Annotated in this window: 23 protein-coding genes and 1 riboswitch; of the genes, 17 read left to right on the top strand and 6 right to left on the bottom strand. The window is 65.2% G+C overall.

The genetic code is table 11. The annotated features are described in order from the left end of the window. Nucleotides 1-6 precede the first annotated feature (6 nt). Nucleotides 7-852: a 16S rRNA (adenine(1518)-N(6)/adenine(1519)-N(6))-dimethyltransferase RsmA gene (gene rsmA, locus AKL02_RS07730; protein WP_083075195.1), complete on the top strand. Its 846-nt coding sequence runs from the start codon at nucleotides 7-9 to the stop codon at nucleotides 850-852. Next, on the top strand, nucleotides 849-1,298 hold the full coding sequence (locus AKL02_RS07725) for a GNAT family N-acetyltransferase (protein WP_078539453.1): 450 nt from the start codon (nucleotides 849-851) through the stop codon (nucleotides 1,296-1,298). Before rsmA ends, AKL02_RS07725 begins: the two co-directional genes overlap by 4 nt. A 73-nt stretch (nucleotides 1,299-1,371) precedes the next feature. On the opposite strand, the gene AKL02_RS07720 is transcribed toward AKL02_RS07725, so the two are convergent. The 3 genes from AKL02_RS07720 to prfA form a co-directional block, all read right to left on the bottom strand. Further along, entirely contained in the window at nucleotides 1,372-2,139 is a 768-nt protein-coding gene (locus tag AKL02_RS07720) for a DUF4167 domain-containing protein (protein WP_083075193.1), read from the bottom strand. A gap of 270 nt (nucleotides 2,140-2,409) precedes the next feature. Then, complete coding sequence (gene prmC / locus AKL02_RS07715) at nucleotides 2,410-3,267, bottom strand: peptide chain release factor N(5)-glutamine methyltransferase (RefSeq protein ID WP_083075191.1); 858 nt, start codon at nucleotides 3,265-3,267, stop codon at nucleotides 2,410-2,412. After that, the gene (gene prfA / locus AKL02_RS07710) at nucleotides 3,264-4,319 is read right to left on the bottom strand and encodes a peptide chain release factor 1 (RefSeq protein ID WP_083075189.1); all 1,056 of its coding nucleotides are present in this window, start codon (nucleotides 4,317-4,319) and stop codon (nucleotides 3,264-3,266) included. Before prfA ends, prmC begins: the two co-directional genes overlap by 4 nt. A 396-nt stretch (nucleotides 4,320-4,715) precedes the next feature. Here prfA and AKL02_RS07705 point away from each other — a divergent pair, with 396 nt between their 5' ends. The 12 genes from AKL02_RS07705 (at nucleotide 4,716) to AKL02_RS07650 (ending at nucleotide 15,264) form a co-directional block, all read left to right on the top strand. Continuing rightward, entirely contained in the window at nucleotides 4,716-5,081 is a 366-nt protein-coding gene (locus AKL02_RS07705; protein ID WP_078519345.1) for a DUF59 domain-containing protein, read from the top strand. 207 nt (nucleotides 5,082-5,288) lie between these two features. Continuing rightward, nucleotides 5,289-6,362 (top strand): alkene reductase, encoded by a 1,074-nt coding sequence (locus AKL02_RS07700; protein ID WP_083075587.1) that lies wholly within the window; start codon nucleotides 5,289-5,291, stop codon nucleotides 6,360-6,362. An 81-nt stretch (nucleotides 6,363-6,443) separates the two neighbouring features. Then, nucleotides 6,444-7,049 (top strand): MarR family transcriptional regulator, encoded by a 606-nt coding sequence (locus AKL02_RS07695; protein WP_133051917.1) that lies wholly within the window; start codon nucleotides 6,444-6,446, stop codon nucleotides 7,047-7,049. Beyond that, nucleotides 7,046-7,795, top strand: a complete 750-nt coding sequence (locus AKL02_RS07690; RefSeq protein WP_083075185.1) for a DUF3307 domain-containing protein — start codon at nucleotides 7,046-7,048, stop codon at nucleotides 7,793-7,795. The genes AKL02_RS07695 and AKL02_RS07690 overlap by 4 nt, the downstream gene beginning before the upstream one ends. Nucleotides 7,796-7,818: 23 nt before the next feature. Then, nucleotides 7,819-8,190 (top strand): HesB/IscA family protein, encoded by a 372-nt coding sequence (locus tag AKL02_RS07685; protein WP_075774555.1) that lies wholly within the window; start codon nucleotides 7,819-7,821, stop codon nucleotides 8,188-8,190. Between the two features lie 88 nt (nucleotides 8,191-8,278). Next, a complete protein-coding gene (gene tpiA / locus AKL02_RS07680; protein ID WP_083075183.1) occupies nucleotides 8,279-9,022 on the top strand; it encodes a triose-phosphate isomerase in 744 nt (247 codons plus the stop codon). A gap of 150 nt (nucleotides 9,023-9,172) precedes the next feature. Next, nucleotides 9,173-10,297: a peptide chain release factor 2 gene (gene prfB, locus AKL02_RS07675; protein ID WP_078539462.1), complete on the top strand. Its 1,125-nt coding sequence runs from the start codon at nucleotides 9,173-9,175 to the stop codon at nucleotides 10,295-10,297. A gap of 6 nt (nucleotides 10,298-10,303) precedes the next feature. After that, nucleotides 10,304-10,849 carry an AAA family ATPase gene (locus AKL02_RS07670; protein ID WP_083075181.1) on the top strand — a complete coding sequence of 182 codons (546 nt, stop codon included), beginning with the start codon at nucleotides 10,304-10,306 and terminating at the stop codon, nucleotides 10,847-10,849. A gap of 36 nt (nucleotides 10,850-10,885) precedes the next feature. Beyond that, nucleotides 10,886-11,632: an SDR family NAD(P)-dependent oxidoreductase gene (locus tag AKL02_RS07665; RefSeq protein ID WP_083075179.1), complete on the top strand. Its 747-nt coding sequence runs from the start codon at nucleotides 10,886-10,888 to the stop codon at nucleotides 11,630-11,632. A 106-nt stretch (nucleotides 11,633-11,738) separates the two neighbouring features. Beyond that, entirely contained in the window at nucleotides 11,739-12,512 is a 774-nt protein-coding gene (locus tag AKL02_RS07660) for a DUF2189 domain-containing protein (RefSeq protein ID WP_083075177.1), read from the top strand. A gap of 92 nt (nucleotides 12,513-12,604) precedes the next feature. After that, the gene (locus AKL02_RS07655; RefSeq protein WP_083075174.1) at nucleotides 12,605-13,840 is read left to right on the top strand and encodes a putative DNA modification/repair radical SAM protein; all 1,236 of its coding nucleotides are present in this window, start codon (nucleotides 12,605-12,607) and stop codon (nucleotides 13,838-13,840) included. Continuing rightward, a complete protein-coding gene (locus AKL02_RS07650) occupies nucleotides 13,840-15,264 on the top strand; it encodes a UdgX family uracil-DNA binding protein (protein ID WP_083075172.1) in 1,425 nt (474 codons plus the stop codon). The genes AKL02_RS07655 and AKL02_RS07650 overlap by 1 nt, the downstream gene beginning before the upstream one ends. Before the next feature lie 3 nt (nucleotides 15,265-15,267). Here AKL02_RS07650 and AKL02_RS07645 read toward each other — a convergent pair whose 3' ends face one another. Beyond that, a complete protein-coding gene (locus AKL02_RS07645) occupies nucleotides 15,268-16,011 on the bottom strand; it encodes a cytochrome c biogenesis CcdA family protein (protein WP_078546719.1) in 744 nt (247 codons plus the stop codon). Nucleotides 16,012-16,105: 94 nt separating this feature from the next. Between AKL02_RS07645 and AKL02_RS07640 the strand changes: the two genes are divergently transcribed. The 3 genes from AKL02_RS07640 (at nucleotide 16,106) to AKL02_RS07630 (ending at nucleotide 17,481) form a co-directional block, all read left to right on the top strand. Continuing rightward, nucleotides 16,106-16,333: a sulfurtransferase TusA family protein gene (locus tag AKL02_RS07640; protein WP_083075169.1), complete on the top strand. Its 228-nt coding sequence runs from the start codon at nucleotides 16,106-16,108 to the stop codon at nucleotides 16,331-16,333. Next, nucleotides 16,333-16,782, top strand: coding sequence for a GNAT family N-acetyltransferase (locus AKL02_RS07635; RefSeq protein ID WP_083075167.1), 450 nt, complete (start codon nucleotides 16,333-16,335; stop codon nucleotides 16,780-16,782). The genes AKL02_RS07640 and AKL02_RS07635 overlap by 1 nt, the downstream gene beginning before the upstream one ends. A 36-nt stretch (nucleotides 16,783-16,818) precedes the next feature. Further along, a riboswitch (FMN riboswitch) is annotated at nucleotides 16,819-16,965 on the top strand. A gap of 81 nt (nucleotides 16,966-17,046) precedes the next feature. Then, nucleotides 17,047-17,481, top strand: coding sequence for a 6,7-dimethyl-8-ribityllumazine synthase (locus tag AKL02_RS07630; RefSeq protein WP_078539468.1), 435 nt, complete (start codon nucleotides 17,047-17,049; stop codon nucleotides 17,479-17,481). A 72-nt stretch (nucleotides 17,482-17,553) separates the two neighbouring features. Here AKL02_RS07630 and AKL02_RS07625 read toward each other — a convergent pair whose 3' ends face one another. Then, the gene (locus tag AKL02_RS07625; protein ID WP_083075584.1) at nucleotides 17,554-20,520 is read right to left on the bottom strand and encodes an Rne/Rng family ribonuclease; all 2,967 of its coding nucleotides are present in this window, start codon (nucleotides 20,518-20,520) and stop codon (nucleotides 17,554-17,556) included. A 599-nt stretch (nucleotides 20,521-21,119) separates the two neighbouring features. Continuing rightward, nucleotides 21,120-22,451, bottom strand: a complete 1,332-nt coding sequence (locus tag AKL02_RS07620; RefSeq protein ID WP_078539470.1) for a sigma-54-dependent transcriptional regulator — start codon at nucleotides 22,449-22,451, stop codon at nucleotides 21,120-21,122. Between the last annotated feature and the right edge of the window lie 2 nt (nucleotides 22,452-22,453).

The raw sequence follows: 22,453 nt of genomic DNA, 5'->3' as shown, positions 1-22,453 counted from the left end.
TGCGTGATGGCCACGATCGACGGGCTGCCGCCGCTGCGCGAGGTTCTGCAGACGCATGATCTGGTGGCAAAGAAGAGCCTCGGGCAGAACTTCCTGCTGGATCTGAACCTGACCGCGAAGATCGCGCGGTCTGCGGGCGATCTGACGGGCGCGGATGTGCTGGAGGTCGGCCCCGGCCCCGGCGGCCTGACGCGCGGGCTTCTGGCCGAAGGCGCGCGCAAGGTCCTCGCGATCGAGAAAGACATGCGCTGCCTGCCCGCTCTGGCCGAGATCGCCGAGGCCTATCCGGGGCGGCTCGAAGTGATCAATGGCGATGCGCTGCAGATCGATCCGCTCGCGCATCTGACGCCGCCGATCAAGATCGCTGCGAACCTGCCCTATAACGTGGGCACCGAGTTGCTGGTGCGTTGGCTGACGCCGAAAGAGTGGCCGCCCTTCTGGGAAAGCCTGACGCTGATGTTCCAGCGCGAGGTGGCCGAGCGGATCGTGGCGAAGCCGGGCAGCAAGCATTACGGGCGGCTCGCGATCCTCGCGCAGTGGCGTGCCGAGGCGAAAATCGTGATGAGCCTGCCGCCCGAAGCCTTCACGCCCGCGCCAAAGGTTCATTCCGCGGTGGTGCATCTGCGCGCCCTGCCCGAGCCGCGCTATCCGGCCGATGCGGCGACGCTCAGCCGGGTCGTAGCTGCGGGCTTCAACCAGCGCCGCAAGATGCTGCGCGCCTCATTGAAAGGCGTGGCCCCCGATATCGAGGCGAAGCTGGAGCAGGCCGGGATCGCGCCCACCGAGCGCGCCGAACGGGTAACACTGGAGCAGTTCTGCCGGCTTGCGCGCATCGTCGCGGGTCAGGAATGATCCGCCCGGCGCGCGAGGACGACCTGCCGCGCATTGCGGAGATCGCCGAGGCCGCCTTCTCCCGATACATTCCCCGGATCGGCCGCCCACCCGCACCGATGCTCGCCGATCATGCCGCCGAGCTTCCGCATCTCTGGGTCTGCGAGGGAACGAGCGGGGTCGCGGGCTATATCGGGCTCTTTGCGGATGACGGCCCACCGCCCCGGTTGCAGATCGAGCCCGTCGCCGTCGACCCGGCCGCTCAGGGCCAGGGGATCGGGCGGCAGTTGATGGCGTTCGCCGAGGCGCGCGCCCGCGAGATCGGCGCGACAAAGCTGTGGCTTTACGCCAATGCCGCGATGGAGGAGAGCCGCGCGGTCTATGCGCGGCTCGGTTTTATCGAGCGCGACCGCCGGATGGATGGCGGCTATGACCGGGTGTTTCTGGACAAAGACCTGACCGCCTGAGCGCCGCCCCTGCCCCATCATGCAAAAAGGCCCGCCGATCCGGCGGGCCTTTTGCTATCTCTTGTCCGAGGCTTTACTCGCCAGACGCTTTGGGCAGCTCGGCGCTCGCCTCTGCCTTTTCAGCCTTGTCGGCTTTCGGGGCGCGCGGCTTGCGCGGGGCGCGCGGACGCTTGGGCTTTTCGGCCTTTTCCGCTTTCTCAGCCTTCTCAGGCTGTTCCGCGGCTTTCGGTGCCTCTTCGCTGCTACGGCTTTCCGGTGTCTCGACGAGGGTGGAATCCTCTTCGAGCTCCAGCTGCGGCATCGGCGGCATCATCTCGGGGCTTTCGGCGCGCTTGTTGCGACCGGAGGATTTCGCCTCGCTGCGCTCTTCGCGACGCTCGGACGTATTGTTGTCCTGAGCTTCACCCTTCGACTGGGCCTCGTTCTGGCCGTCGTCCTGCTGAGCGTGGTTCTGGCCGTTATTCTGACCGTTGCCACCGTTGTTCTGGCCGCCTTGGTTCTGACCACCGTTATTCTGGCCACCATTGTTCTGGTTGCCATTGTTCTGGTTGTTTTGCTGGCGCTGCTGGTTGCGGGCCTCTTGCTCGCGAGCCTGTTCTTTCTGCGCCTCGCCCAGCATTCGCGTGTAATGCTCTGCGTGCTGCAGGAAGTTCTGTTCGGCCACGCGATCGTTGCCGAGCTGCGCATCGCGCGCAAGCTGAAGATATTTATCGATGATCTGCTGCGGCGTACCGCGCACCTTGCCTTCGGGGCCGGAGCTGTCGAAGACGCGGTTAACGATATTGCCCATCGACCGTTGACGGTTCGACTTATTGCGCGAACGGGATTTCGAAGATCTCATGGCTTTCGTTTTCTTGGCCCGTTGTCACGGGCTTTTCGGAAATGGCCGCTAATGCGTGGCCTGCGGGCTGAACTGTCACGCTGGGCATACTTGCCCGGTTTCGTTCCTAACACCCGCGCTGTGAAGCTGAGCCGTGCGGTGGATCAATATCCGCCCTGCACAGGCTTGACTAAACATGCGGGGGGCCACCTTTCAAGTCAGAAAATCGGTCAAATCCGCGATTTCCGCCGATTCGCGGGGTTTTCCCCAAGTTTTTGCGCGATTTCGCGCTCAGGAAGCGCCGCAATCCGCCGTATCCCCGGATTTATGCGCCAAAACGACGCGGTCGCGCCCATCAAGATCTTGGCGGGTCTCGATCCGCTCGAAACCTTGTGCGGCGAAGAGGTCACTGACCGCCTGCGCCTGTGTCGGGCCGATCTCCACCGCGAGACGCCCACCTGCGAGCAACCGCGCCCCTGCCCCGCGTGCAATCGCGCGATAGGCGTCGAGCCCGTCTCCGCCGGGGGTCAGCGCCGAGAGCGGCTCCCACTCGCGCACATCTTGCGAGAGCCCCGCCATCTCGGCTTCCGCGATATAGGGCGGGTTCGAGACGATGAGGTCGTAGCGCCCCGGCACATTGGCAAACCAGTCTGAAATCAGGAACTTGGCGCGTTTGGCCACACCGAGCGCCTCGGCGTTGCTTTTCGCGACCTCCAGCGCGGCGTCCGACAGATCGGTCCCCGTTCCCGCCGCGAAGGGCATGGATTTCAGCAGCGAGATCAGGATGCAGCCGGTGCCCGTGCCAAGGTCGAGCGCGTGGACGAAGGGCCGCTCCAGCGCCACCTCGACCAGCAGCTCCGTCTCCGGGCGCGGGTCGAGCGTGTCGCGGGTGACGCGGAATTCGTGGCCCCAGAAGAGGCGCTTGCCGGTGATCTGGGCGACGGGCTGGCGCGCTTCGCGGGCGGTGAGTGCCGCCTCGAACCGGGCAGTAGCGTCCTCCGGCAGCGGGTCTTGCAGCGCGAGCGTCAGTCGGTCGGGTGCGATCTGGAGCGCATGGGCCAAAAGCCTGCGCGCGTCGGTCTGCGCGCCCTCGATCCCGGCCTCGCGCAGACGCCGCGTCGCGGCGACCAACGCATCCTGCGCCCTCACGCCTCCATCTCCGCGAGCTTCGCCGCCTGATCGTCGGCGATCAACGCGTCGACCACCTCATCGATCTCGCCTTCCATAACCTTATCAAGGGAATAAAGCGTAAGATTGATGCGATGATCGGTCAGCCGCCCTTGCGGGAAATTATAGGTGCGGATGCGTTCAGAGCGGTCGCCGGAGCCCACCTGCGACTTCCGCGTCTCGGCGCGCTCGGAGGCTGCGCGGTCGCGTTCGGCCTCGAACAGCCGCGCGCGCAGAACCGCCATCGCATTGGCGCGGTTCTGGTGCTGGGATTTCTCCGACGAGGTCACGACGATCCCGGTCGGAATATGGGTGATGCGCACCGCCGAGTCCGTGGTGTTGACGTGCTGGCCGCCCGCGCCGGAGGCCCGCATCGTGTCGATCCGGATGTCATTGGCGGGGATGTCGATATCGACCGCCTCGACCTCGGGCAGCACCGCCACGGTCGCGGCCGAGGTATGGATGCGCCCGCCCGCCTCGGTTTCCGGCACGCGCTGCACGCGGTGGACGCCGGATTCGTATTTCAGGCGTGCAAAGACGCCCTCGCCCTCGATCCGGGCCACGGCTTCCTTGACGCCGCCGAGCTCGGTCTCGGTCAGCTCCATCATCTCGAACCGCCAGCCGTGTTTCTCGGCGTATTTCTGATACATCCGCAGCAGGTTGCCCGCGAAAAGCGCCGCTTCCTCGCCGCCCGTGCCGGGGCGGATCTCCAAGATCGCGGGGCGCGCGTCGGCGGCATCCTTGGGCAGAAGCGCCACGCGCAAAGCCTGCTCCATCTCGGGGATACGAGATTTGAGGCGCGGCAGTTCCTCTTCGGCCAGATCGCGCATTTCCGGATCGCTCAGCCAGCCTTCCGCCTCTTCCAGATCGGCGCGCGCCTGACGCCAGGCTTCGATCTGGGTCACGACCGGCTTCAATTCGGAATATTCGCGGCTGATCTCGGCGATCTTGGCGGGCTCCGCGCCAGCATTGAGTAGCGCCTCGAGGTACTCGAAGCGCGCGAGGATCTGGTCGAGTTTCTCTTCGGGCAACATGGGATCGGTTTGGCGCGAAGCGTGCGGGGCGTCAAGGCAGGAGCGTTGGGGGGAGCGCGCCGCTTTCTCCCTTTGGCCCGTTTCTCCCTTTGGCCCGGGGCGGCCAGCCCGGGCCGCGCCTGACCCTCCCCCCGGGAGGGCGCATTGGCGATGTCGTCGCAGGCTCAAGCGTCCGCCGGGCTTGCGAGATAAAGCGCCCGGCCACAGGCGACGCCACGCGCCCACCCGAGGCTCGGGCGCGCCCCTTCTCAACCAACGTGTCGTCATAGACGCCAGGTCATCACATATCAGCAGACAGACCACGCCTCCCTTTACGGCTCGGGTCCTATCACCTAGATAAACAGTCGAGTAATTCGATAGGCGCCCGCGCGCGCCCCGCCGATGAAAGAGGCTTCCATGACCGCCACGCCCGAAGAGCCGCTTGAAGGCACGCCGCTGATCAAGCCCTCGACGACCGATCACCCGCTCTACGAAAATGTCGTGGAAGCGTGCCGCACTGTCTATGACCCGGAAATCCCGGTGAACATCTACGATCTCGGCCTCGTCTACACGATCGAGATCAGCCCCGAGAATGACGCGAAGGTGATCATGACGCTCACCGCGCCGGGCTGCCCCGTCGCGGGCGAGATGCCGGGCTGGGTTCACGATGCCGTGGCCTGCGTCGGCGGTCTGCGCGATGTCGATGTCGAGATGACCTTCGATCCGCAATGGGGCATGGACATGATGTCCGACGAGGCGCGGCTCGAACTGGGCTTCATGTGAGGTCCGGAGGGGGCTCTGCCCCCGCACCCTGCGGGTGCCCCCCGGGATATTTCGACCAAGAGGAAGGGAGCCACGCGGCTCCCTTTTTGTTTCCTCGCATTTGCGCACAGGGGCGTTGCGCGTAGCTCACCTTGCCCATCGCGCTGCAAGACCCATCTCATGCTGCCGAATGTCAAACCCGATGAGAGGCCCGACTAGATGACCGACATGGCTGATACGCTATTCTCCCCCACGAAGCTCGGCGCGATCGAGATCGCCAACCGTTTCGTGATGGCACCGCTGACCCGCAACCGCGCGCCCGACCTGCATCCGACCGACATGACGGTGGAATATTACCGCCAGCGCGCGGGCGCAGGCCTGATTATCACCGAAGGCACGCAGATCTCGCCGATGGGTCAGGGCTACGCCTGGACGCCGGGCATCTATAACGACGCGCAGGTCGCGGGCTGGAAGAAGGTCACCGAGGCCGTGCACGGCGCGGGCGGCAACATTGTCGCGCAGATCTGGCATGTCGGCCGGATTTCGGTGCCGCAGCTTCTGGATGGGCGCGATCCGGTCGGTCCGTCGGCGATCTCGGCCGAGGCGAAAACCTTCGACGGTGAGGGCTTCGTCGCGACCACCACGCCCCATGCGCTGACGGTCGAAGAGATCGCCGCCACGGTCGAGGATTACCGCAACGCAGCGCGCAACGCGAAAGCTGCGGGCTTCGATGGCGTCGAAATCCACGCCGCGAACGGCTACCTGATCGACCAGTTCCTGCGCGACACCTCGAACAAACGCGAGGACGCATATGGCGGCTCGATCGAGAACCGCACCCGCTTCCTGCGCGAAGTCGTGGACGCGGTGACCGAGATCCTCGGCGCCGAACGTGTGGGCATCCGCCTCTCGCCCTGGTCGAACGCGAATAACGTCGGCATCGACAGCAACACGGCGGAGCTGTTCGGCGCGGTCGTCGAGTTCCTCAACACCAAGCCGATGGCCTATGTTCATTTCGTGGAAGGTCAGACCGGCGGGCCGCGCGAATGGCCCGAGGACGGGATCGAGACGCTGCGCGCGAAGTCGAAAGCGCCCTATATCGCGAATAACGGCTACGACAAGGCGATGGCCGAAGCAGCGCTGAAAGAGGGCGCGGCGGCGGCGGCCTTCGGCAAGCTGTTCATCGCGAACCCGGACCTGCCGACGCGCTTCGAGAAGGACGCGCCGCTCAACGAGCCGAACCCGGACACGTTCTACGGCGGCGGCGCTGAGGGCTATACGGATTATCCGTTCCTCGATGGGTAACGCAGGCCAATTTGCCTGCTAAATAGTTAATGCAGGCGTTTTTACTTGCATATAGCCATGCGCAGGCATTATAACCTGCGCATGGCTTATTTTTGTGTCCTTACCGGCGATATCGTCGCCTCGACCCGGCTCTCGGCCTCCGAGCTGAGCGCGGCACTTGATGCTATCGAGGGCGCGGCGGACGCGTTGTCTCCGCTTCTGTGGGAAAGTCACTTTGCCCGAAATCGCGGGGATGGGTGGCAGTTCGCGATACCCAGTCCCCGCCTTCAGGCTAGGCTCGCGCTGCTGATCCGGGCCGAGTTGCGCACTCTGGGCGAGGTATTCTCGACCCGGATCGCGATCGCCGAGGGGGATGGAACGCTGCCGCCCGATGGCGACCTGAACGGGGCGTCGGGGCCTGTCTTCACTGCCTCGGGGCAACTGCTCGACAGTCTCGAGGAGCCGCGCATCGCCCATGCTGCGGGCGGGCCGCTCGGCGCGGCGCTGCGGCTGTTCGATCACCTCTCGGAGGATTGGACCCCGGCACAGGCGCGCGCGATTGCACCGATGCTGCGCCTCGATCCGCCGACCCAGACCGCCGCAGCCTCCGAGATCGGCATCACCCGGCAATCGCTGGCACAGGCCTTGGCAAGCGCGGCTTACCCGGCCATCGTGGAGGCTCTAGCGATGATCGAGGAGACCCTATGATCGAGACTTTCGCGGCGCTACTCTTCGCCCATTCCTTCACCGATTTCGCGTTTCAAAGCAGCGACATGGCGGCAAAAAAGGCCGGGCGGGACTGGGCTGCGCTGGCCACGCATATCGCGATCCTCGCGGGGCTGACGTTGTTGGTGGGGCTGCAGCTGAGCTGGGCGCTGATCGGGGTGCTGGTGCTGGTGCTGGTCGCCCTCAGCCATCTGGTGATCGACATCGCCAAGAGCTTCGCGCCCAAAACGCATCCCCTCGCCGCCTTCCTTGGCGATCAAGCCACCCATCTGGCTGCGACCGCGCTAATCGCCGCCGCTTTCCCGACGTTTTGGGCCAACTCGCTCTGGGCGAACCTCACTTGGCTCCCCGGCGCTCTGACGCTCGCCACCGGTCTCCTGATCACCACCCGCGCGGGCGGCTTCGCGGTGGGACTGCTGATGGCGCAATATGAAAACGACGCCCCGCCTGAGGGGCTGCCCCAGGGCGGGCGGATGATCGGGCTGCTCGAACGCGGGCTGATCTTTCTTCTGGTTCTGGCGGGACAACCCTCCGGCATCGGCTTCCTGATCGCGGCGAAATCGATCCTGCGCTTCGAGGCGGTTTCCAAGGACGGGGCGAATCCGAAATCCGAATATGTGATCATCGGCACGCTGGCCTCTTTCGGCTGGGCGCTCGCCGCCTCTTACGCCACGCTCGCGCTTTTGGGACAGCTTCCGCCCCTTGGAATCCTGCCCGTCCCCGACTAAATTACTCGGTGAAGGAGAGCCCCATGTTCAACGTCCCCGGACAAGATCCCGTCACCCTGACCGACGCCGCCGTCGCGCAGATCGCTAAGCTGATGTCGCGCGAGGACGCGGCTGGCTTCCGCATCGGCGTGAAGAAAGGTGGCTGCGCGGGCATGGAATACACGATGGAGGTCGCGGCCGAGGCCGGGCCGATGGATATCGTCGTCGAGAAGGGCCCCGCCCGTGTGCTGATCGCGCCGATGGCGCAGATGTTCATGCTGGGCACCGAGATCGACTACGAGACCGGCCTTCTGGAATCGGGCTTCAAGTTCCGCAATCCGAACGTGGTCGATGAATGCGGCTGCGGCGAGTCGATCAAGTTCGCCGATATGGAAGCCCCCCAGACCAACGGCTAAGTCGCCTCCCCGCGCCAATTTGCCCTTTGCGAGCCTGCGCCCCCTGCCCTAATGTCAGGCCCAACGACATCAGGGAGAATAATCGCACATGCGCAAGAAACTGGCCGCCGGCAATTGGAAGATGAACGGGCTCAAGAGCAATCTCGGCGAGGTCTCGGCGCTGACCGAAGCGCATCCGTCCCCCGCCTGTGACGTGCTGCTCTGCCCGCCCGCGACGCTGATCGGCGCGATGGCCGAGGCGGCTGGCGGCAAGCTCGCGGTCGGCGGGCAGGATTGCCACATGAACGAAAGCGGCGCGCATACGGGCGACATCTCGGCGCAGATGATTGCGGATGCGGGTGGCTCTTATGTCATCGTCGGCCATTCCGAGCGCCGCGCGGACCACCACGAAAGCGATCTGATCGTGCGCGCCAAGGCCGAGGCGGCGATTGGCGCAGGTCTGATCGCGGTGATCTGCGTGGGCGAAACAGAGGCGCAGCGCGACGGCGAACAGACGCTCGACGTGATCGGCGAACAGCTTGCGGGCTCCGTTCCCGATGGTGCGACGGCCGCCAATTGCGTGATCGCCTATGAACCCGTCTGGGCGATCGGCACGGGCCGCACGCCGACGCTGGAGCAGATCGCCGAGGTGCATGACTTCATGCGCAACACGCTGGTCGCGCGCTTCGCCGACGCGGGCAACGGGATGCGCCTGCTCTATGGCGGCTCGGTCAAACCCTCCAATGCGGAAGAGATTTTCGCGACCTCCAATGTCGACGGCGCGTTGGTGGGCGGGGCCTCGCTCAAGGCCAGCGATTTCGGCGCGATCATCGCGGCACTGGAGGCAAGCTGAGCCACGCCCCCGCGCCGCAGCGGGAGACCATAGACACAAGGGCCGCGCCGCTTTTCAACGCCGCGCGGCCCACGCAATTTCCCCCGCGCCGCCTTGCGGGCGCCGCCCCGATCTCGTATCACGCGGGCCAAGCTTTCAAGAGGATGACAGATGCGCGCCGAGACGCAGAACACCGTCGAACAGATCCGCAAGTCCCTGACCTTGCTGGGCCAGCGGATGGACCTCGAGACCGCGCCGCACCGGATCGAGGAATTCAACGCGATGATCGAAGACCCCACCCTGTGGGACGATCAGGCGCGCGCGCAGAAACTGATGCGCGACCGGCAGCAACTGATGGACAAGTTCGAGACCTATAACCGGATCAAGCAGGATCTGGAGGACAATGTCGAACTGATCGAGATGGGCGAGATGGAAGACGACGAGGAAGTCGTCTCCGAGGCCGAGGCCTCGCTGGCCGCGCTGAAAGAAACCGCCGCATCGAAAGAGCTCGAAGCTCTGCTCGATGGCGAGGCGGATGCGAATGACACCTTCCTCGAGATCAACGCAGGCGCGGGTGGCACGGAGGCCTGCGACTGGGCGTCGATGCTGCAGCGGATGTATGTCCGCTGGGCCGAAAAGCGCGGCTACGAGGTCGAGCTGCAATCCGAAGAACCGGGCGCCGAGGCCGGGATCAAATCCTGCGCCTACAAGATTTCCGGCCCCAACGCTTATGGCTGGCTGAAATCGGAATCGGGCGTGCACCGCCTCGTGCGGATCTCGCCCTTCGGCAAGGGCACGCGCGAAACCTCGTTTGCGTCGGTCTGGGTCTATCCGGTGGTCGACGACAATATCGAGATCGAGGTGAACCCCGCCGATATCCGCATCGACACGTTCCGTTCTTCGGGGGCTGGCGGTCAGCACGTCAACACGACCGACTCGGCGGTGCGGATCACCCACCACCCGACCGGGATCGTGGTCACCAGTTCCGAGAAGTCACAGCACCAGAACCGCGATATCGCGATGAAGGCGCTGAAATCGCGCCTCTATCAGATGGAGCTGGAAAAGCGCACCGCGGCGATCAACGAAGCCCACGAGAACAAGGGCTCGGCCGGCTGGGGCAACCAGATTCGCTCCTACGTGCTGCAGCCCTACCAGATGGTGAAGGACCTGCGCACGCAACACGAAACCTCGGACACGCAGGGCGTGCTCGACGGCGATCTCGACGGGTTCATGGCGGCGACGCTGGCGCTTGGCCTCGAAGGCAAATCCCGCGCCGACGCGCAAGCGGAAAGCTGATCGCGAATGGCGGCGCGGGTTCATATTACCGGCGCCGCAGGATCGGGCACATCTTCTTTGGGCGAACGCCTGGCCGACCGGCTGGGCGTCGTCCATCTCGACACCGATCAGTTCTATTGGGCCGAGAGCGACCCGCCCTACACCGTCAAACGCCGCCCCGCTGAGCGGCTGGCGCTGATGGAGGCGGCGAAAGAGCCCGAGGGCTGGGTGATTTCCGGCTCGCTCGACGGCTGGGGGGAGCCCGCAATCGCAGGCGCCGACCTGATCGTCTTCCTCACCGCTCCCACACCGATCCGCCTTGCGCGCCTGCGCAAGCGCGAGGCGGCGCGCTTCGGCACGCGCATCCGCAAGGGCGGCGATATGGAGGCTAATCATGGCTCCTTCCTGACCTGGGCTGCGGGCTATGACGATCCCTATTTCTCGGGGCGCTCGCTCAGCCGCCATCACGAATGGCTGGCGGGCCGGTCCGAGCCGGTGCTGGAGCTGTCGGGCACACGTCCGCTGGATGATCTGCTGGCGGAGTGCCTTACCGCGCTCGGAATGAAACCCTGAACGGTTTTGGCGCGTATCCTTTGCAGTAGCGAGAGGATGAGCACCGTGGAGTTCAAGGACAAACGCATCTGGATCATGGGCGCGAGCTCGGGCATCGGGCAGGCGCTGGCGCGCGAACTGGCTACGCGCGGGGCGCGGCTGGTGCTGTCGGCCCGCTCGGTCGAGCCGCTGGACGCGCTGAAGGCGGAGCTGGGTCAGGGCGAGGTCGTGCCCTGCGACGTCTCCGACCCCGAAAGCCTCGACGATGCGCGCGGCGAGATCCTCACCCACGGGCCGCTGGACGCGATGATCATCACCGCGGCGCTCTACGACCCCGGCCGCGTCGATGAAATCAAGCGCGATGCGGCACGCAAGCTGGTGGAGGTGAACCTGCTCGGCACGCTTTGGTTCGCGCAGGCCGCGCCGGGACTGCTGCGCGAGGGCGGGCAGCTGGTGATCTTCGGCTCGGTCGCAGGCATCTTCGGTCTGCCGAAGGGGCAGCTCTATTCCGCCTCGAAAGCCGCCGTCATCAACCTCGTCGAGAGCCTGCGCGTTGAATATGCCCCCCAGATCGACGTGCGGCTGATCTCTCCCGGTTTCGTGAAGACTCGCCTGACCGAGAAGAACGATTTCGCCATGCCCTTCGTGATCGAAGCCGACGAGGCCGCCCGCCGCATTGCCGACGGGCTGGCCAAGGACCGCTTCGAGACCCACTTCCCCCGCCGCCTCACATGGCAGCTCAAACTATTGAAACGACTGCCTTATGCGCTGTCGCTGCGGCTGACGAAACGAATGGGTGGCTGAGCCTCGCGGCGACGCAGCAAGCAATTCTCTGGACAGATCACGCCCGCGTGACGCAACGTGAAGTTGCGGGCCTTGGGGAGAGGGCCCTCAGTCAGGGAGAATACAAATGCAAACGATCGCGTCGCCGCCCTCCGAGGTGCCGCATATCCGCGACCTTCAGGTCTCGGAAATACCAGACATCCTGAAAGCAGGATGGAACGATTTCAAACGCGCCCCGGCCTTCGGGCTGATGTTTTCGGGCTTCTACGTGCTCGGCGGCATCGTGCTCTGGACCGTGTTCGCAGCCCAGGGCGAGGAATGGTGGCTGATCCCCTTCGCGCTCGGCTTTCCGCTGCTCGCGCCCTTCGCGGCGATGGGGCTTTATACCGTCAGTCGCAGGCTGGAAGCTCAAGAGCCGCTGGTCTGGCGTGAGGTGATCGCCTGCTGCGTTTCCGAGAAGGACCGCCAGACGCCCTCGATGGCGATGCTGATCCTGATGATGTTCATGTTCTGGGTCTTCGTGGCCCACACGACCTTCGCGCTGTTCATGGGGCTGTCGGCCTTCACCAATGTCTCCAGCTCGCCCGAGATCCTGTTGACCGGTAACGGGCTGATGATGCTGGCGATCGGCTCCGCGATCGGGGCGGCCTTCGCGGCGATCCTGTTTTCCTTCACGGTTGTGGGTCTGCCGCTGATCATGGACCGTGAGATCGACATCATCACCGCCATCATCACTTCGATGCGGGCAGTCGCCGCCAACCCGGTCTCGATGGCGATCTGGGGCATGGTGATCGCGGCAAGCCTGTTCATCGGGATGCTGCCAGTCTTTCTTGGCCTGTTCATCGTGTTGCCGGTGCTGGGCCATGCCAGCTGGCATATGTATCGCCGCCTGACGGCCTGAAACCGAAGCGAAGTTTTCCAAGGGGCGCGATTTTCGCGCCCCTTTGTCATGGATTTATTGAAAGGTGAAAAATGTGAACATATAGTGAACACATGGCAAGAATGACCCTCGATCAGAAACTGGCGATCCTCTCGGATGCGGCGAAATACGATGCCTCCTGCGCGTCGAGCGGGGGGCAGCGGCGCGACTCCAAGGATGGCAAGGGGATCGGCTCGGTCACAGGCTCCGGCATCTGTCACGCCTATACGCCGGACGGGCGCTGCATCAGCCTGCTGAAAATCCTGATGACGAATTTCTGCATCTACGATTGCGCTTACTGCGTGAACCGGGTCAGTTCCAACGTTACCCGCGCGCGGTTCTCGCCCGAGGAAGTCGTGACCCTCACGCTGGAATTCTACCGCCGCAACTATATCGAGGGTCTGTTCCTATCCTCCGGCATCATCCGCTCGCCCGACGACACGATGACCGACATGGTGCGGATCGCTAAGCTCTTGCGGGTGGAGCATAATTTCCGCGGCTATATCCATCTGAAAACCATCCCCGATGCCGCGCCCGAACTGATCGAAGAAGCCGGGCTTTACGCAGACCGCCTCTCGATCAATGTCGAACTGCCGACCGACCGCGCGGTGCAGGATTATGCGCCCGAGAAGGACCCCGCCCAGATCCGCCGCGCGATGGGCGATGTGCGGGTGCTGCGCGAGGCCCGCAAGGAGCGCAGCTTCACCGGCAAGCGCCCCCCGAAATTCGCGCCCGCGGGCCAGTCGACGCAGATGATCGTCGGCGCGGACGGGGCGAATGACACCACGATTCTGAAGACCTCAACCCGGCTCTATTCAAGCTATGCGCTCAAGCGCGTCTATTACTCCGCCTTCTCGCCGATCCCCGACAGCTCTGCCGCCCTGCCCCTGATCAAACCGCCCTTGATGCGCGAGCATCGGCTCTATCAGGCGGATTGGCTGCTGCGCTTCTACGGCTTCGACGTGGACGAGATTTCGCAAGGCGCGACCGATGGAAATCTCGATCTGACGGTCGATCCCAAGCTCGCCTGGGCGCTGGCGAACCGGCATCTGTTTCCGCTCGACGTGAACCGGGCCGAGCGCGAGGTGCTGCTGCGCGTGCCGGGGCTGGGGGTGAAGACGGTGGGTCGGGTGCTGGCGACGCGCCGCCACCGCACGCTGCGCTACGAGGACTTGCGGCGTATGGGGGCGAACCTGAAACAGGCGAAACCTTTCATCACGCTCTTGGACTGGCACCCGCGCGCGCTGACCGACGCGGCAGACCTGCGCGCCCGTTTCGCCCCGCCGCCGCAGCAGTTGCAGCTGTTCTGATGCGCACGATCATCCTGCCCGAGATCGGCACGTTCGAGGCGTGGCGAGATGAGGCCCGCGCGGCTTTGGGCGCTGGCATCCCACCCGAGGAGCTTCTCTGGCATCGCGGGGCGGCGGAGGCCGATCTCTTCGCGCAAGACGCCCCTGCCCCCACAGGCGGCGCTGTGAGCGTACCGAAGGGCTTCGTCGACCTCGCCCGGCTCGTGATCTGCCATCGCGACCCGGAACGTTTCGCACGGGCTTACGCGGTGCTCTGGGCGCTGCGATCCGACAAGCGCCTGCTGGAAGACCGCGCCGATCCGCGCATCGACCGGGTGAACCGCATGGCGAAGGAGGTCTCGCGCGACCGCCACAAGATGACCGCCTTCGTGCGCTTCCGCGAGATCGGCGACCCGGACGCCCCGCGCCGCCGCTTCGCCGCGTGGTTCGAGCCCTCGCATTACATCTGCGAACTGACCGCGCCGTTCTTCGTCAAACGCTTCGGCGATATGGACTGGTCGATCTTCACCCCCGATCTGACCGCGCATTTCGAAGCGGGCAAGCTGCGCTTCAGCGACGGCCAGCCGTGTCCTGACCTGCCCGAGGATGGCGCGGAAGACCTTTGGCGTACCTATTTCCGCAACATCTTCAACCCGGCGCGGCTGAAGGTCGGCGCGATGCAATCCGAGATGCCGCGCAAGTATTGGCATAACTTGCCCGAGGCCGGGTTGATCCCCGAGATGATCGCGACCGCGCAGGCGCGCGCCGAAGAGATGGCGGCCAACGCACCCACACTCGCCCCTGCCCGCGCTGGCAAGATCACCGAGCGGCTGGCAAGCGACCGCGCCACCCCGCCGCCCGTGGGCGACCGCGCGGAGCTGCTCGCCGGGCTGAATGGCTGCCGCCGCTGCCCGCTTTGGGAGAACGCCACGCAGCCAGTGCCGGGCGAAGGGCCGCTCGATGCGCCACTGATGATCGTGGGCGAGCAGCCGGGAGATTTCGAGGATCTTGAGGGACGCCCCTTCGTCGGCCCCGCCGGGCAGCTCTTCGACGAGGTGGCAGCACGTGCAGGCCTGTCCCGCGAGCGCGCCTTCCTCACCAACGCGGTGAAGCATTTCAAATTCACTCCGCGCGGCAAGCGGCGCATCCACCAGTCGCCCGACCGGCAGGAAATCCATCACTGTCGCTGGTGGCTCGACCAAGAACGCAGCTTGGTGAAGCCGAAGGCAATCCTCGCGATGGGAGCGACCGCGCTGGAGAGCCTCACCGGGGATCGGCGTGGCCTTCTCAAACGGCGCGGCACGGTGGAGGTGCTCGAGGACGGCACGCCGATGCTGATCACCGTCCATCCATCCTATCTGCTGCGCCTGCCCGACATGGAAAAGCCCGCGATGATGCGGGCTTTCGAGGCGGATCTGGCCCGCGCGGCGCAGATGGTGAGCTAGGCCTCAGCCCAGCACGGCAAGGCTCGGGAAGGTCTCCAGCAGCCAGAAGCTGATCGCCGAGAACGCATTGGTCAGCAGCAATATCCCGACGATGACCAGCAGCGCGCCCATCGTCTTCTCGATGATCCCCATATAGGCCTTGAGCCGGTTCATCACGCCGATCGCGCGCTGGATGAACAGCGCGGCCAGCAGGAACGGGATGCCCAGCCCCAGCGCATAGACCGCCAGTAGCGCCGTCCCGCGCGCCTGATCGCCGCCTTGGGCGGCCAGCGACAGGATCGCGCCCAGTTGCGGGCCGATGCAGGGCGTCCAGCCGAAGGCGAATGCGAGGCCCAGCACGTAAGCACCCAGCGAGGAGCCGCCCCGGTCGCCCGCGTCCAGCCGCGCCTCGCGGTCGAGGATCGGGATACGGAACACCCCGAGGAAATGAAGGCCGAGGATCACGATCACCCCGCCCGCGATCCGTCCGAACAGCACCTGATTGGTCAGGAAGAACCGCCCGAAGGTCGAGGCGGCGAACCCCATGAACAGGAACACCGTCGACAGGCCCAGCACGAAGAACAGCGCCGGGACCACCGCCGAGCGCTTGCCCTCGCGCAGATCGCCCATGCTCACCCCGCCCATATAGGCGAGATAGGGCGGCACGATCGGCAGCACGCAGGGGCTGAGGAATGACAACAGACCCGCAAAGAGCGCCACGAAGGCGGCGGGCAGGAACGCAGCGGAGACGAGATCGATTCCAAACATGTTCCTCCTCTACCCCATTCCTCGCGCGCGGTCACCGGGTCGTGAGATAACAACAGCGTGGACAAATCAGCGCGGGCGCGCGAGAACCTCCGCCATGACGCCCGATATCGAAATCGACGCGAAGGGGCTGCTCTGCCCCCTGCCCGTTCTGCGCCTGCGCAAAGCGCTCGAGTCGGCCGCCCCCGGCGCACTGGTTCAACTGGTCGCGACCGACGGGGCGAGCTGGATCGACGTGCCGCATTTCTGCGCGCAAACCGGGCACGAACTGGTCGAGGCCGAGGATTGGGAAGGCGTGAAAGTCTATCTGGTGCGCAAGAGCTGATGACCGTCACGCTACGCCCGGCCCATGACGCGGATCGCGACGCGATTGCCGATCTCTGGCATCTCAGCGCGAGCCTGCCCGGTGTCGGCCCACCGGTGATGCCCAGCCGCACCGCCCTGCGCGCCCGCGTGGACGAGGAAATGACTGCTGGCTGGCAGGTGACCCTCGCCGAGGATCAGGGGCGGATCATGGCGTTTCTCGCATTGAAACCGCGCGAGGCGATCCTGGCCGAGCTTTTCGTCCATCCCGACTGGATCGGGCATGGGATCGGCTCGAGGCTCATGGCGCAGGCCAAGGCGGCGCTCCCGGAGGGGTTCCGCCTCTATACCAGCGAGACCAACAGCCGCGCGCAGGCGTTTTACCTGCATCACGGGATGGAGCGCCTGCAGACCGACACGCATCCGCGCACCGGGCACGCGATGGTCTGGTATGGCTGGCCCGGCAACTAAGCCCCTTGCCGAGCGCAAAAGCGCGTGCCAATCTCCGGCCATTCTCAGGGCGGGGCGAAATTCCCCACCGGCGGTATGCGGCGAAATCCGCGAGCCCGCGAGCGCCTCGCCGTCGTGCGAGGGTCAGCAGATCAGGTGCGAGGCCTGAGCCGACGGTTACAGTCCGGATGGAAGAGAATATGCAGCCGACCCCGTGCCTTGGCGCGTGGGCGCGGACTGCATGTGATCGCCTTGGGTGACGTGTCGCTATGCAAGGAGATTACGATGACACACACCCGTTACGCTTTTATCAAGGCCAATTGGCACGCCGATATCGTCGACCGTGCGCTCGAGGGGTTTCTCGAAGAGATCCCGGAGGCGCAGGTCGATGTCTTCGACGTGCCCGGCGCGTTCGAGTTGCCGATGAAGGCGCAGCAACTGGCTCGCACGGGCCGCTACGGCGCCATTGCAGCGGCGGCGCTGGTCGTCGATGGCGGAATCTACCGGCATGATTTCGTGGCGCAGGCCGTGGTGAATGGCCTGATGCAGGTGGGGCTGGAGACGGGCGTGCCCGTGCTGTCGGTCTCGCTGACCCCGCATCAGTTCCAGGAGACCGATCACCACAGGGCGATCTTTGGCAGCCATTTCGTCGAGAAGGGCCGCGAGGCGGCGCGGGCGGCTCTGCAACTGACCCGCCATGCACAGGAACTGGCCGCCTGAGCGCGGAAAACCAAAGAGGAAAACGAAAAAGGCCGGGCGCTCTGCCCGGCCTTTCTCAAATCTGAGGGTGCCTCAGCGGCTCCACCAGCCCCGTTTCTTGGGCTTGGGTGCCTCCTCGGTCATCGTCTCGCCCTCCGTCTCGGTCTCGGCGAAGGCCGGACCACCGGGCAGTTCGACCGGCGCATCGGGCTGCGGCGTTTCCGGCGGCTGCTCGAACGGAGTTTCCGGTTCGGGCGCGGGCGGCGCTTCCGGCGGCACGTCGACAGGGGTTTCCTGCGGCGTGGGCTCGGGCGTCTCGACCGGTGCGTCGGGCTGCGGCGTCTCTTGCGGCTCGGTCGGCGCGTCGGGCTGCGGGGTTTCCGGCGGCTCGGGCGTCTCGGACGTCGCTGCGACGGGCTCCTCGACCTTCTTGCGCGCACGGGAGCGACGCTTCGGCTTCGGCGCCTCCTCGGCTGCCTCTGCGGCGTCGGCCTTGACCTCTGCGGCGCTGCCTTCGACGGCGGCTTGCGCGTCGGCCTCCGGGTCCACCTTCTTGCGCGACCGCGTGCGACGCTTCGGCTTGGGCGCTTCTTCCTCGGCCTTGGCTTCGGTGCCCTCAGTGGGGGCCTCCGCGGTCTCGGCTTCGGGTTTCGGCTCTTCCACCTTCTTGCGGGCGCGCGAACGGCGCTTCGGCTTCGGCGCTTCTTCCTCGGGCTGAGCCTCGGTTTTCGCGTCGGTTTGCGCCTCGGTCTTGGCCTCGTCCGCCGGAGCTTCCGCCGCCTGCGCGGGTTCGGCCTTGGTGGGCGTCTCCTGGCCTTCGGTCACGTCCGAGGACTGATCGCCCGTGGACTGGTCCTTGGCGTTCTGGTCATCCGACGACTGATCGCCGTTCTCCGCGGAGTCGTTATTCTCCCCGTTCTCGCCATTCGACTTCCGGCGACGGCGACGGCGACGACGCTTCTTCTTCGGCTGTTCCTCGGCGTCGGTCTCGACCTTCTGGGTCTGCTCCTCGGCCTCCGCCTCGGCTTCAACTTCGATCTCCACCTCGTCCTCGGCGTCGTCGATCTCGGCCATCAGGCTGGCCGAAGCAGACACGACGGGGCTGTCCACTTCCGCGACATTGCGCGTCGCGGTCTTGAACTTCTCGATGGTGAAATCGGGCGAGACGAGTTCCGGCGCGGCTTCGATACGCACGGACATGCCGTAACGCGCCTCGATCACCGCGACATGCTCGCGCTTGGCGTTCATCAGGTAGTTGGCCACCGCGACGGGCGCACGCACCAGAACCTCGCGGGTCCGCTTGCGGGTGCCCTCTTCCTCGATCGCGCGCAGGACGCTCAGCGCGAGGCTGTCATCGGAGCGGATCAGGCCGGTGCCGTGGCAATGGGCGCAGGGCTGCGTCGTGGATTCGATCATGCCCGGACGCAGGCGTTGGCGGCTCATCTCGAGCAGGCCGAAACCAGAGATGCGGCCGACCTGGATGCGCGCGCGGTCGGTCTTGAGACGTTCCTTCATGCGCTTCTCGACGGCGTTGTTGTTCTTACGCTCGTCCATGTCGATGAAGTCGATCACGATCAGACCGGCGAGGTCGCGCAGGCGCAGCTGGCGGGCCACTTCGTCGGCGGCCTCCAGGTTGGTCTTGAGCGCGGTTTCCTCGATCGAGCCTTCCTTGGTCGCCCGGCCGGAGTTCACGTCGATGGCGACGAGCGCCTCAGTAACGCCGATCACGATGTAACCGCCGGACTTGAGCTGCACGGTCGGGTTGAACATCGATGCGAGGTAGCTCTCCACCTGATGGCGCGCGAAGAGCGGCAGCGACTCGGCGTAGTGCTTCACGTTCTTGGCGTGGCTCGGCATGATCATTTTCATGAACGCCTTGGCCGCGCGGTAGCCGCGCTCGCCCTCGACGAGAACCTCGTCGATATCCTTGTTGTAGAGGTCGCGGATCGACCGCTTGATCAGATCGCCTTCCTCGTAGATCGGCGCTGGCGCGACGGATTTCATCGTCAGGTCGCGGATCTGCTCCCACAGGCGCATCAGGTATTCGTAATCGCGCTTGATCTCGGTCTTGGTGCGCTGCGCGCCCGCCGTGCGCACGATCAGGCCCGCGCCTTTCGGCACGTCCAGCTCGCCTGCGATTTCCTTGAGCTTCTTGCGGTCGGCGGCGTTGGTGATCTTGCGGCTGATGCCACCACCGCGCGCGGTGTTGGGCATGAGCACGCAGTAGCGGCCTGCCAGCGAGAGATAGGTGGTCAGCGCCGCGCCTTTGTTGCCGCGCTCTTCCTTGACGACCTGCACCAGCATGATCTGGCGCACCTTGATCACTTCCTGGATCTTGTAGCGGCGCGGACGCGGCTTGCGGGCCGGACGGATTTCTTCTTCGACATCCTCGTCGGCGACGGATTCGATGCCGCTATCGGCCTCGGCAGCGTCATCGCCCGCGTCGTCGTCATCGTCGTCGGAATCGTCGCTGTCATCCTCGTCGGACGCGGTCTCAGCCGCAGCGGCGGGCTTTTCATCAGCCTCCTGAGCGGGCGCTTCCTCGGCCGGGGCCTCGGAGGTGTCCATCTGCGCTTCGGCTTTGGTCTCGTCGCTGGACGCGTCGGCGCTCTCGCCTTCGGCCTCGGGATCGACGACGCCCATGCCCGGGATCTCGTCCGAGCTGATCACCGCTTCGTCCTGCTTGGCCTTCTCCGCCTTGTTCGACGACCGGCGCGAGCGGCGGCGGCGCGAGGATTTCGGCTTGTCCTCTTCCGCAGCCGCGGCTTCGGCGAGCTGGCGTTCTTCTTCCAGCAGCGCTTCGCGGTCGGCGACCGGGATCTGGTAGTAATCGGGGTGGATTTCCGCGAAGGCGAGGAAGCCGTGCCGGTTTCCGCCGTAGTCGACGAAGGCCGCCTGCAGGGACGGTTCGACGCGCGTTACTTTCGCGAGATAGATATTTCCGGCGAGCTGCCGTTTGTTGATGGTTTCAAAGTCGAATTCTTCAACCTTGTTGCCGTCCACCACCACGACGCGGGTCTCTTCCGCGTGGGTGGCATCGATAAGCATCTTCTTTGCCATGTAAATCCAATAGGTCAGCCCTTTGTGACCTGCCCGGGGGCGCGGCGCTGTCTTGGGCTGAAACTGTCCTTGAGGCGAGGTTGCGGACATGCGTGCAGACGGCGGTGGCGTCGAGCCTGCCCGTCCTCATCTGCGATATCCCGTCACGCATCATCGCGGTTCTTTCCAAGGCGCGATCGGCTTAGCCGCTTGGCGCCCAATTAACGGCCTCCGTCCCGGCAAATGCGGAAGAGGGAGACAAACTTGCGGCCTTTCGGCCAATCGGTTGAGCCGGGGCCCCTTGCGCATCATCTGCGCCGGATCGGCCAAGGCATCAGCGAATTTCGGTGGGTCCACACTTATGGCGTGAAACCGACTGGTTCTGACCATAGCGGCACAGCCTACGGGAACACAATCGAATTTTCGTAAGGGAAGGGTTAATCGCACCCCGGATTCTCGCGATGTTCAGCGATTGGGCAGGCCCGTTCCGGGGTTTTGCCGCCGCAGGCCGGAAAATGCCGCGGCGCGGTGCCATTCAGGCACGCGCCGCTCACGTCGTCTTGTTCGAAGGCCACCCGCATGCCCCGCACCTAGAGGCGAAGATGCGGGCGCGCGTGACTTTAAAGGTAATCCGCGCGGGCAAGGCCGTATTTGGCCATTTTCTCGTTCAGCGTCCGGCGCGGCAGGCACAGCTCTTCCATCACCGCCGAGATCGAGCCCTTGTGGCGCCGCATCGTATTGTCGATCAGCATCTTCTCGAAGCTCTCGACATACTCCTTGAGCGGCTTGCCCTCGGTGGTGATCGCCGCCGGCCCCGTCTCTTCGTCATCGGTCATCAGAAGCGACGCGATCGAGCCCGAGCCACGGCGCGATTGCAGCACCGCGCGTTCGGCGACGTTGATCAGCTGGCGCACATTGCCCGGCCACGGAGCCTGCAGCAGTTGCGCGGCTTCCTGCGCGGTGACTTCCGGCACGTCGCAGCCATATTCGTCGGCGAATTGCTCGGACATGCGGTTGAACAGCGTCAGGATATCCTCGCCGCGCGCACGCAGCGGCGGCAGAGTGATCTTCAGCGCGGCGAGGCGGTAATAAAGATCGGGGCGCAGCGCGTCCTCGACCGTCTTGCCTTCGCCATGCGTGTTGCAGATCGCCACGATGCGCGTTTCCGCAGGCGCCCCCTGATCGTTGATGAATTGCAAGAGCCGCGCCTGCAGCGACTGGCTCAGCGCCTCGACATCCTCGAGGCACAGCGTGCCGCCGCGCGCTTCTTCCATCAGCGGCAGACCGCCCTCTTCGACCGGGCCGAACAGCTTGGCCGAGAGCGCCTCTTCGGTGAGAGCGGCGCAGCTGACCACGACGAATTTCTTACCCGCACGGGGGCCCGTCGCGTGCAGCGCATGGGCCACCAGCGTCTTGCCGGTGCCGGTCTCGCCGTCGATCAGCACGTGGCCATCCGCCTGGGACAGATCGAGAATATCCTCGCGCAGACGCTCCATCGGCTCGGATGTGCCGATCAGCTTGCCCATCACCTTCTCGCCCTCGGCCAGATCGCGGCGCAGCGCCCGGTTGTCGAGCGTCGTGCGGCGCGCCTGCGTGGCGCGCTTGGCCAGTTCGGTCATCCGGTCGGGCGAGAACGGCTTTTCCATGAAGTCCATCGCGCCCAGGCGCATCGCTTCGACCGCCATCGGCACATCGCCGTGGCCGGTGATCATGATGACCGGCAGACCGCTATCGATCCCCATCAGCCGCTTGAGAAAGGCCATCCCGTCCATGCCGGGCATCCGGATGTCGGTGATCACCACGCCCGGCCAATCGGGGCCGATCACTTTCAGCGCGTCTTCGGCGCTGGCATAGGTCTCGGCGTCGAAGCCCGACAGCGCCAGCCATTGGCTGACGGACTGCCGCATATCTTCCTCGTCATCGACGATCGCTACCTTCATTAGTCTTGCCATGT

Origin of the sequence: Thioclava electrotropha (assembly GCF_002085925.2) — a bacterium.
GTDB lineage: Bacteria > Pseudomonadota > Alphaproteobacteria > Rhodobacterales > Rhodobacteraceae > Thioclava > Thioclava electrotropha.
Note: the sequence above shows the minus strand (reverse complement) of the source record. Positions and strands in the feature narration are given on the sequence as shown.

What these genes read in the sequence shown, in the direction of transcription:
- AKL02_RS07720 (WP_083075193.1), bottom strand. Translation starts at nt 2,139, where the DNA reads ATGAGATCTTCGAAATCCCGTTCGCGCAATAAGTCGAACCGTCAACGG.
- rsmA (WP_083075195.1), top strand. Translation starts at nt 7, where the DNA reads ATGGCCACGATCGACGGGCTGCCGCCGCTGCGCGAGGTTCTGCAGACG.
- AKL02_RS07690 (WP_083075185.1), top strand. Translation starts at nt 7,046, where the DNA reads ATGATCGAGACTTTCGCGGCGCTACTCTTCGCCCATTCCTTCACCGAT.
- AKL02_RS07640 (WP_083075169.1), top strand. Translation starts at nt 16,106, where the DNA reads ATGACGCCCGATATCGAAATCGACGCGAAGGGGCTGCTCTGCCCCCTG.
- AKL02_RS07700 (WP_083075587.1), top strand. Translation starts at nt 5,289, where the DNA reads ATGGCTGATACGCTATTCTCCCCCACGAAGCTCGGCGCGATCGAGATC.
- AKL02_RS07685 (WP_075774555.1), top strand. Translation starts at nt 7,819, where the DNA reads ATGTTCAACGTCCCCGGACAAGATCCCGTCACCCTGACCGACGCCGCC.
- AKL02_RS07630 (WP_078539468.1), top strand. Translation starts at nt 17,047, where the DNA reads ATGACACACACCCGTTACGCTTTTATCAAGGCCAATTGGCACGCCGAT.
- prfA (WP_083075189.1), bottom strand. Translation starts at nt 4,319, where the DNA reads ATGTTGCCCGAAGAGAAACTCGACCAGATCCTCGCGCGCTTCGAGTAC.
- AKL02_RS07660 (WP_083075177.1), top strand. Translation starts at nt 11,739, where the DNA reads ATGCAAACGATCGCGTCGCCGCCCTCCGAGGTGCCGCATATCCGCGAC.
- AKL02_RS07670 (WP_083075181.1), top strand. Translation starts at nt 10,304, where the DNA reads ATGGCGGCGCGGGTTCATATTACCGGCGCCGCAGGATCGGGCACATCT.
- AKL02_RS07620 (WP_078539470.1), bottom strand. Translation starts at nt 22,451, where the DNA reads ATGGCAAGACTAATGAAGGTAGCGATCGTCGATGACGAGGAAGATATG.
- prfB (WP_078539462.1), top strand. Translation starts at nt 9,173, where the DNA reads ATGCGCGCCGAGACGCAGAACACCGTCGAACAGATCCGCAAGTCCCTG.
- AKL02_RS07725 (WP_078539453.1), top strand. Translation starts at nt 849, where the DNA reads ATGATCCGCCCGGCGCGCGAGGACGACCTGCCGCGCATTGCGGAGATC.
- AKL02_RS07635 (WP_083075167.1), top strand. Translation starts at nt 16,333, where the DNA reads ATGACCGTCACGCTACGCCCGGCCCATGACGCGGATCGCGACGCGATT.
- AKL02_RS07645 (WP_078546719.1), bottom strand. Translation starts at nt 16,011, where the DNA reads ATGTTTGGAATCGATCTCGTCTCCGCTGCGTTCCTGCCCGCCGCCTTC.
- AKL02_RS07655 (WP_083075174.1), top strand. Translation starts at nt 12,605, where the DNA reads ATGGCAAGAATGACCCTCGATCAGAAACTGGCGATCCTCTCGGATGCG.
- AKL02_RS07695 (WP_133051917.1), top strand. Translation starts at nt 6,444, where the DNA reads ATGGCTTATTTTTGTGTCCTTACCGGCGATATCGTCGCCTCGACCCGG.
- AKL02_RS07705 (WP_078519345.1), top strand. Translation starts at nt 4,716, where the DNA reads ATGACCGCCACGCCCGAAGAGCCGCTTGAAGGCACGCCGCTGATCAAG.
- AKL02_RS07625 (WP_083075584.1), bottom strand. Translation starts at nt 20,520, where the DNA reads ATGGCAAAGAAGATGCTTATCGATGCCACCCACGCGGAAGAGACCCGC.
- AKL02_RS07650 (WP_083075172.1), top strand. Translation starts at nt 13,840, where the DNA reads ATGCGCACGATCATCCTGCCCGAGATCGGCACGTTCGAGGCGTGGCGA.
- AKL02_RS07665 (WP_083075179.1), top strand. Translation starts at nt 10,886, where the DNA reads ATGAGCACCGTGGAGTTCAAGGACAAACGCATCTGGATCATGGGCGCG.
- tpiA (WP_083075183.1), top strand. Translation starts at nt 8,279, where the DNA reads ATGCGCAAGAAACTGGCCGCCGGCAATTGGAAGATGAACGGGCTCAAG.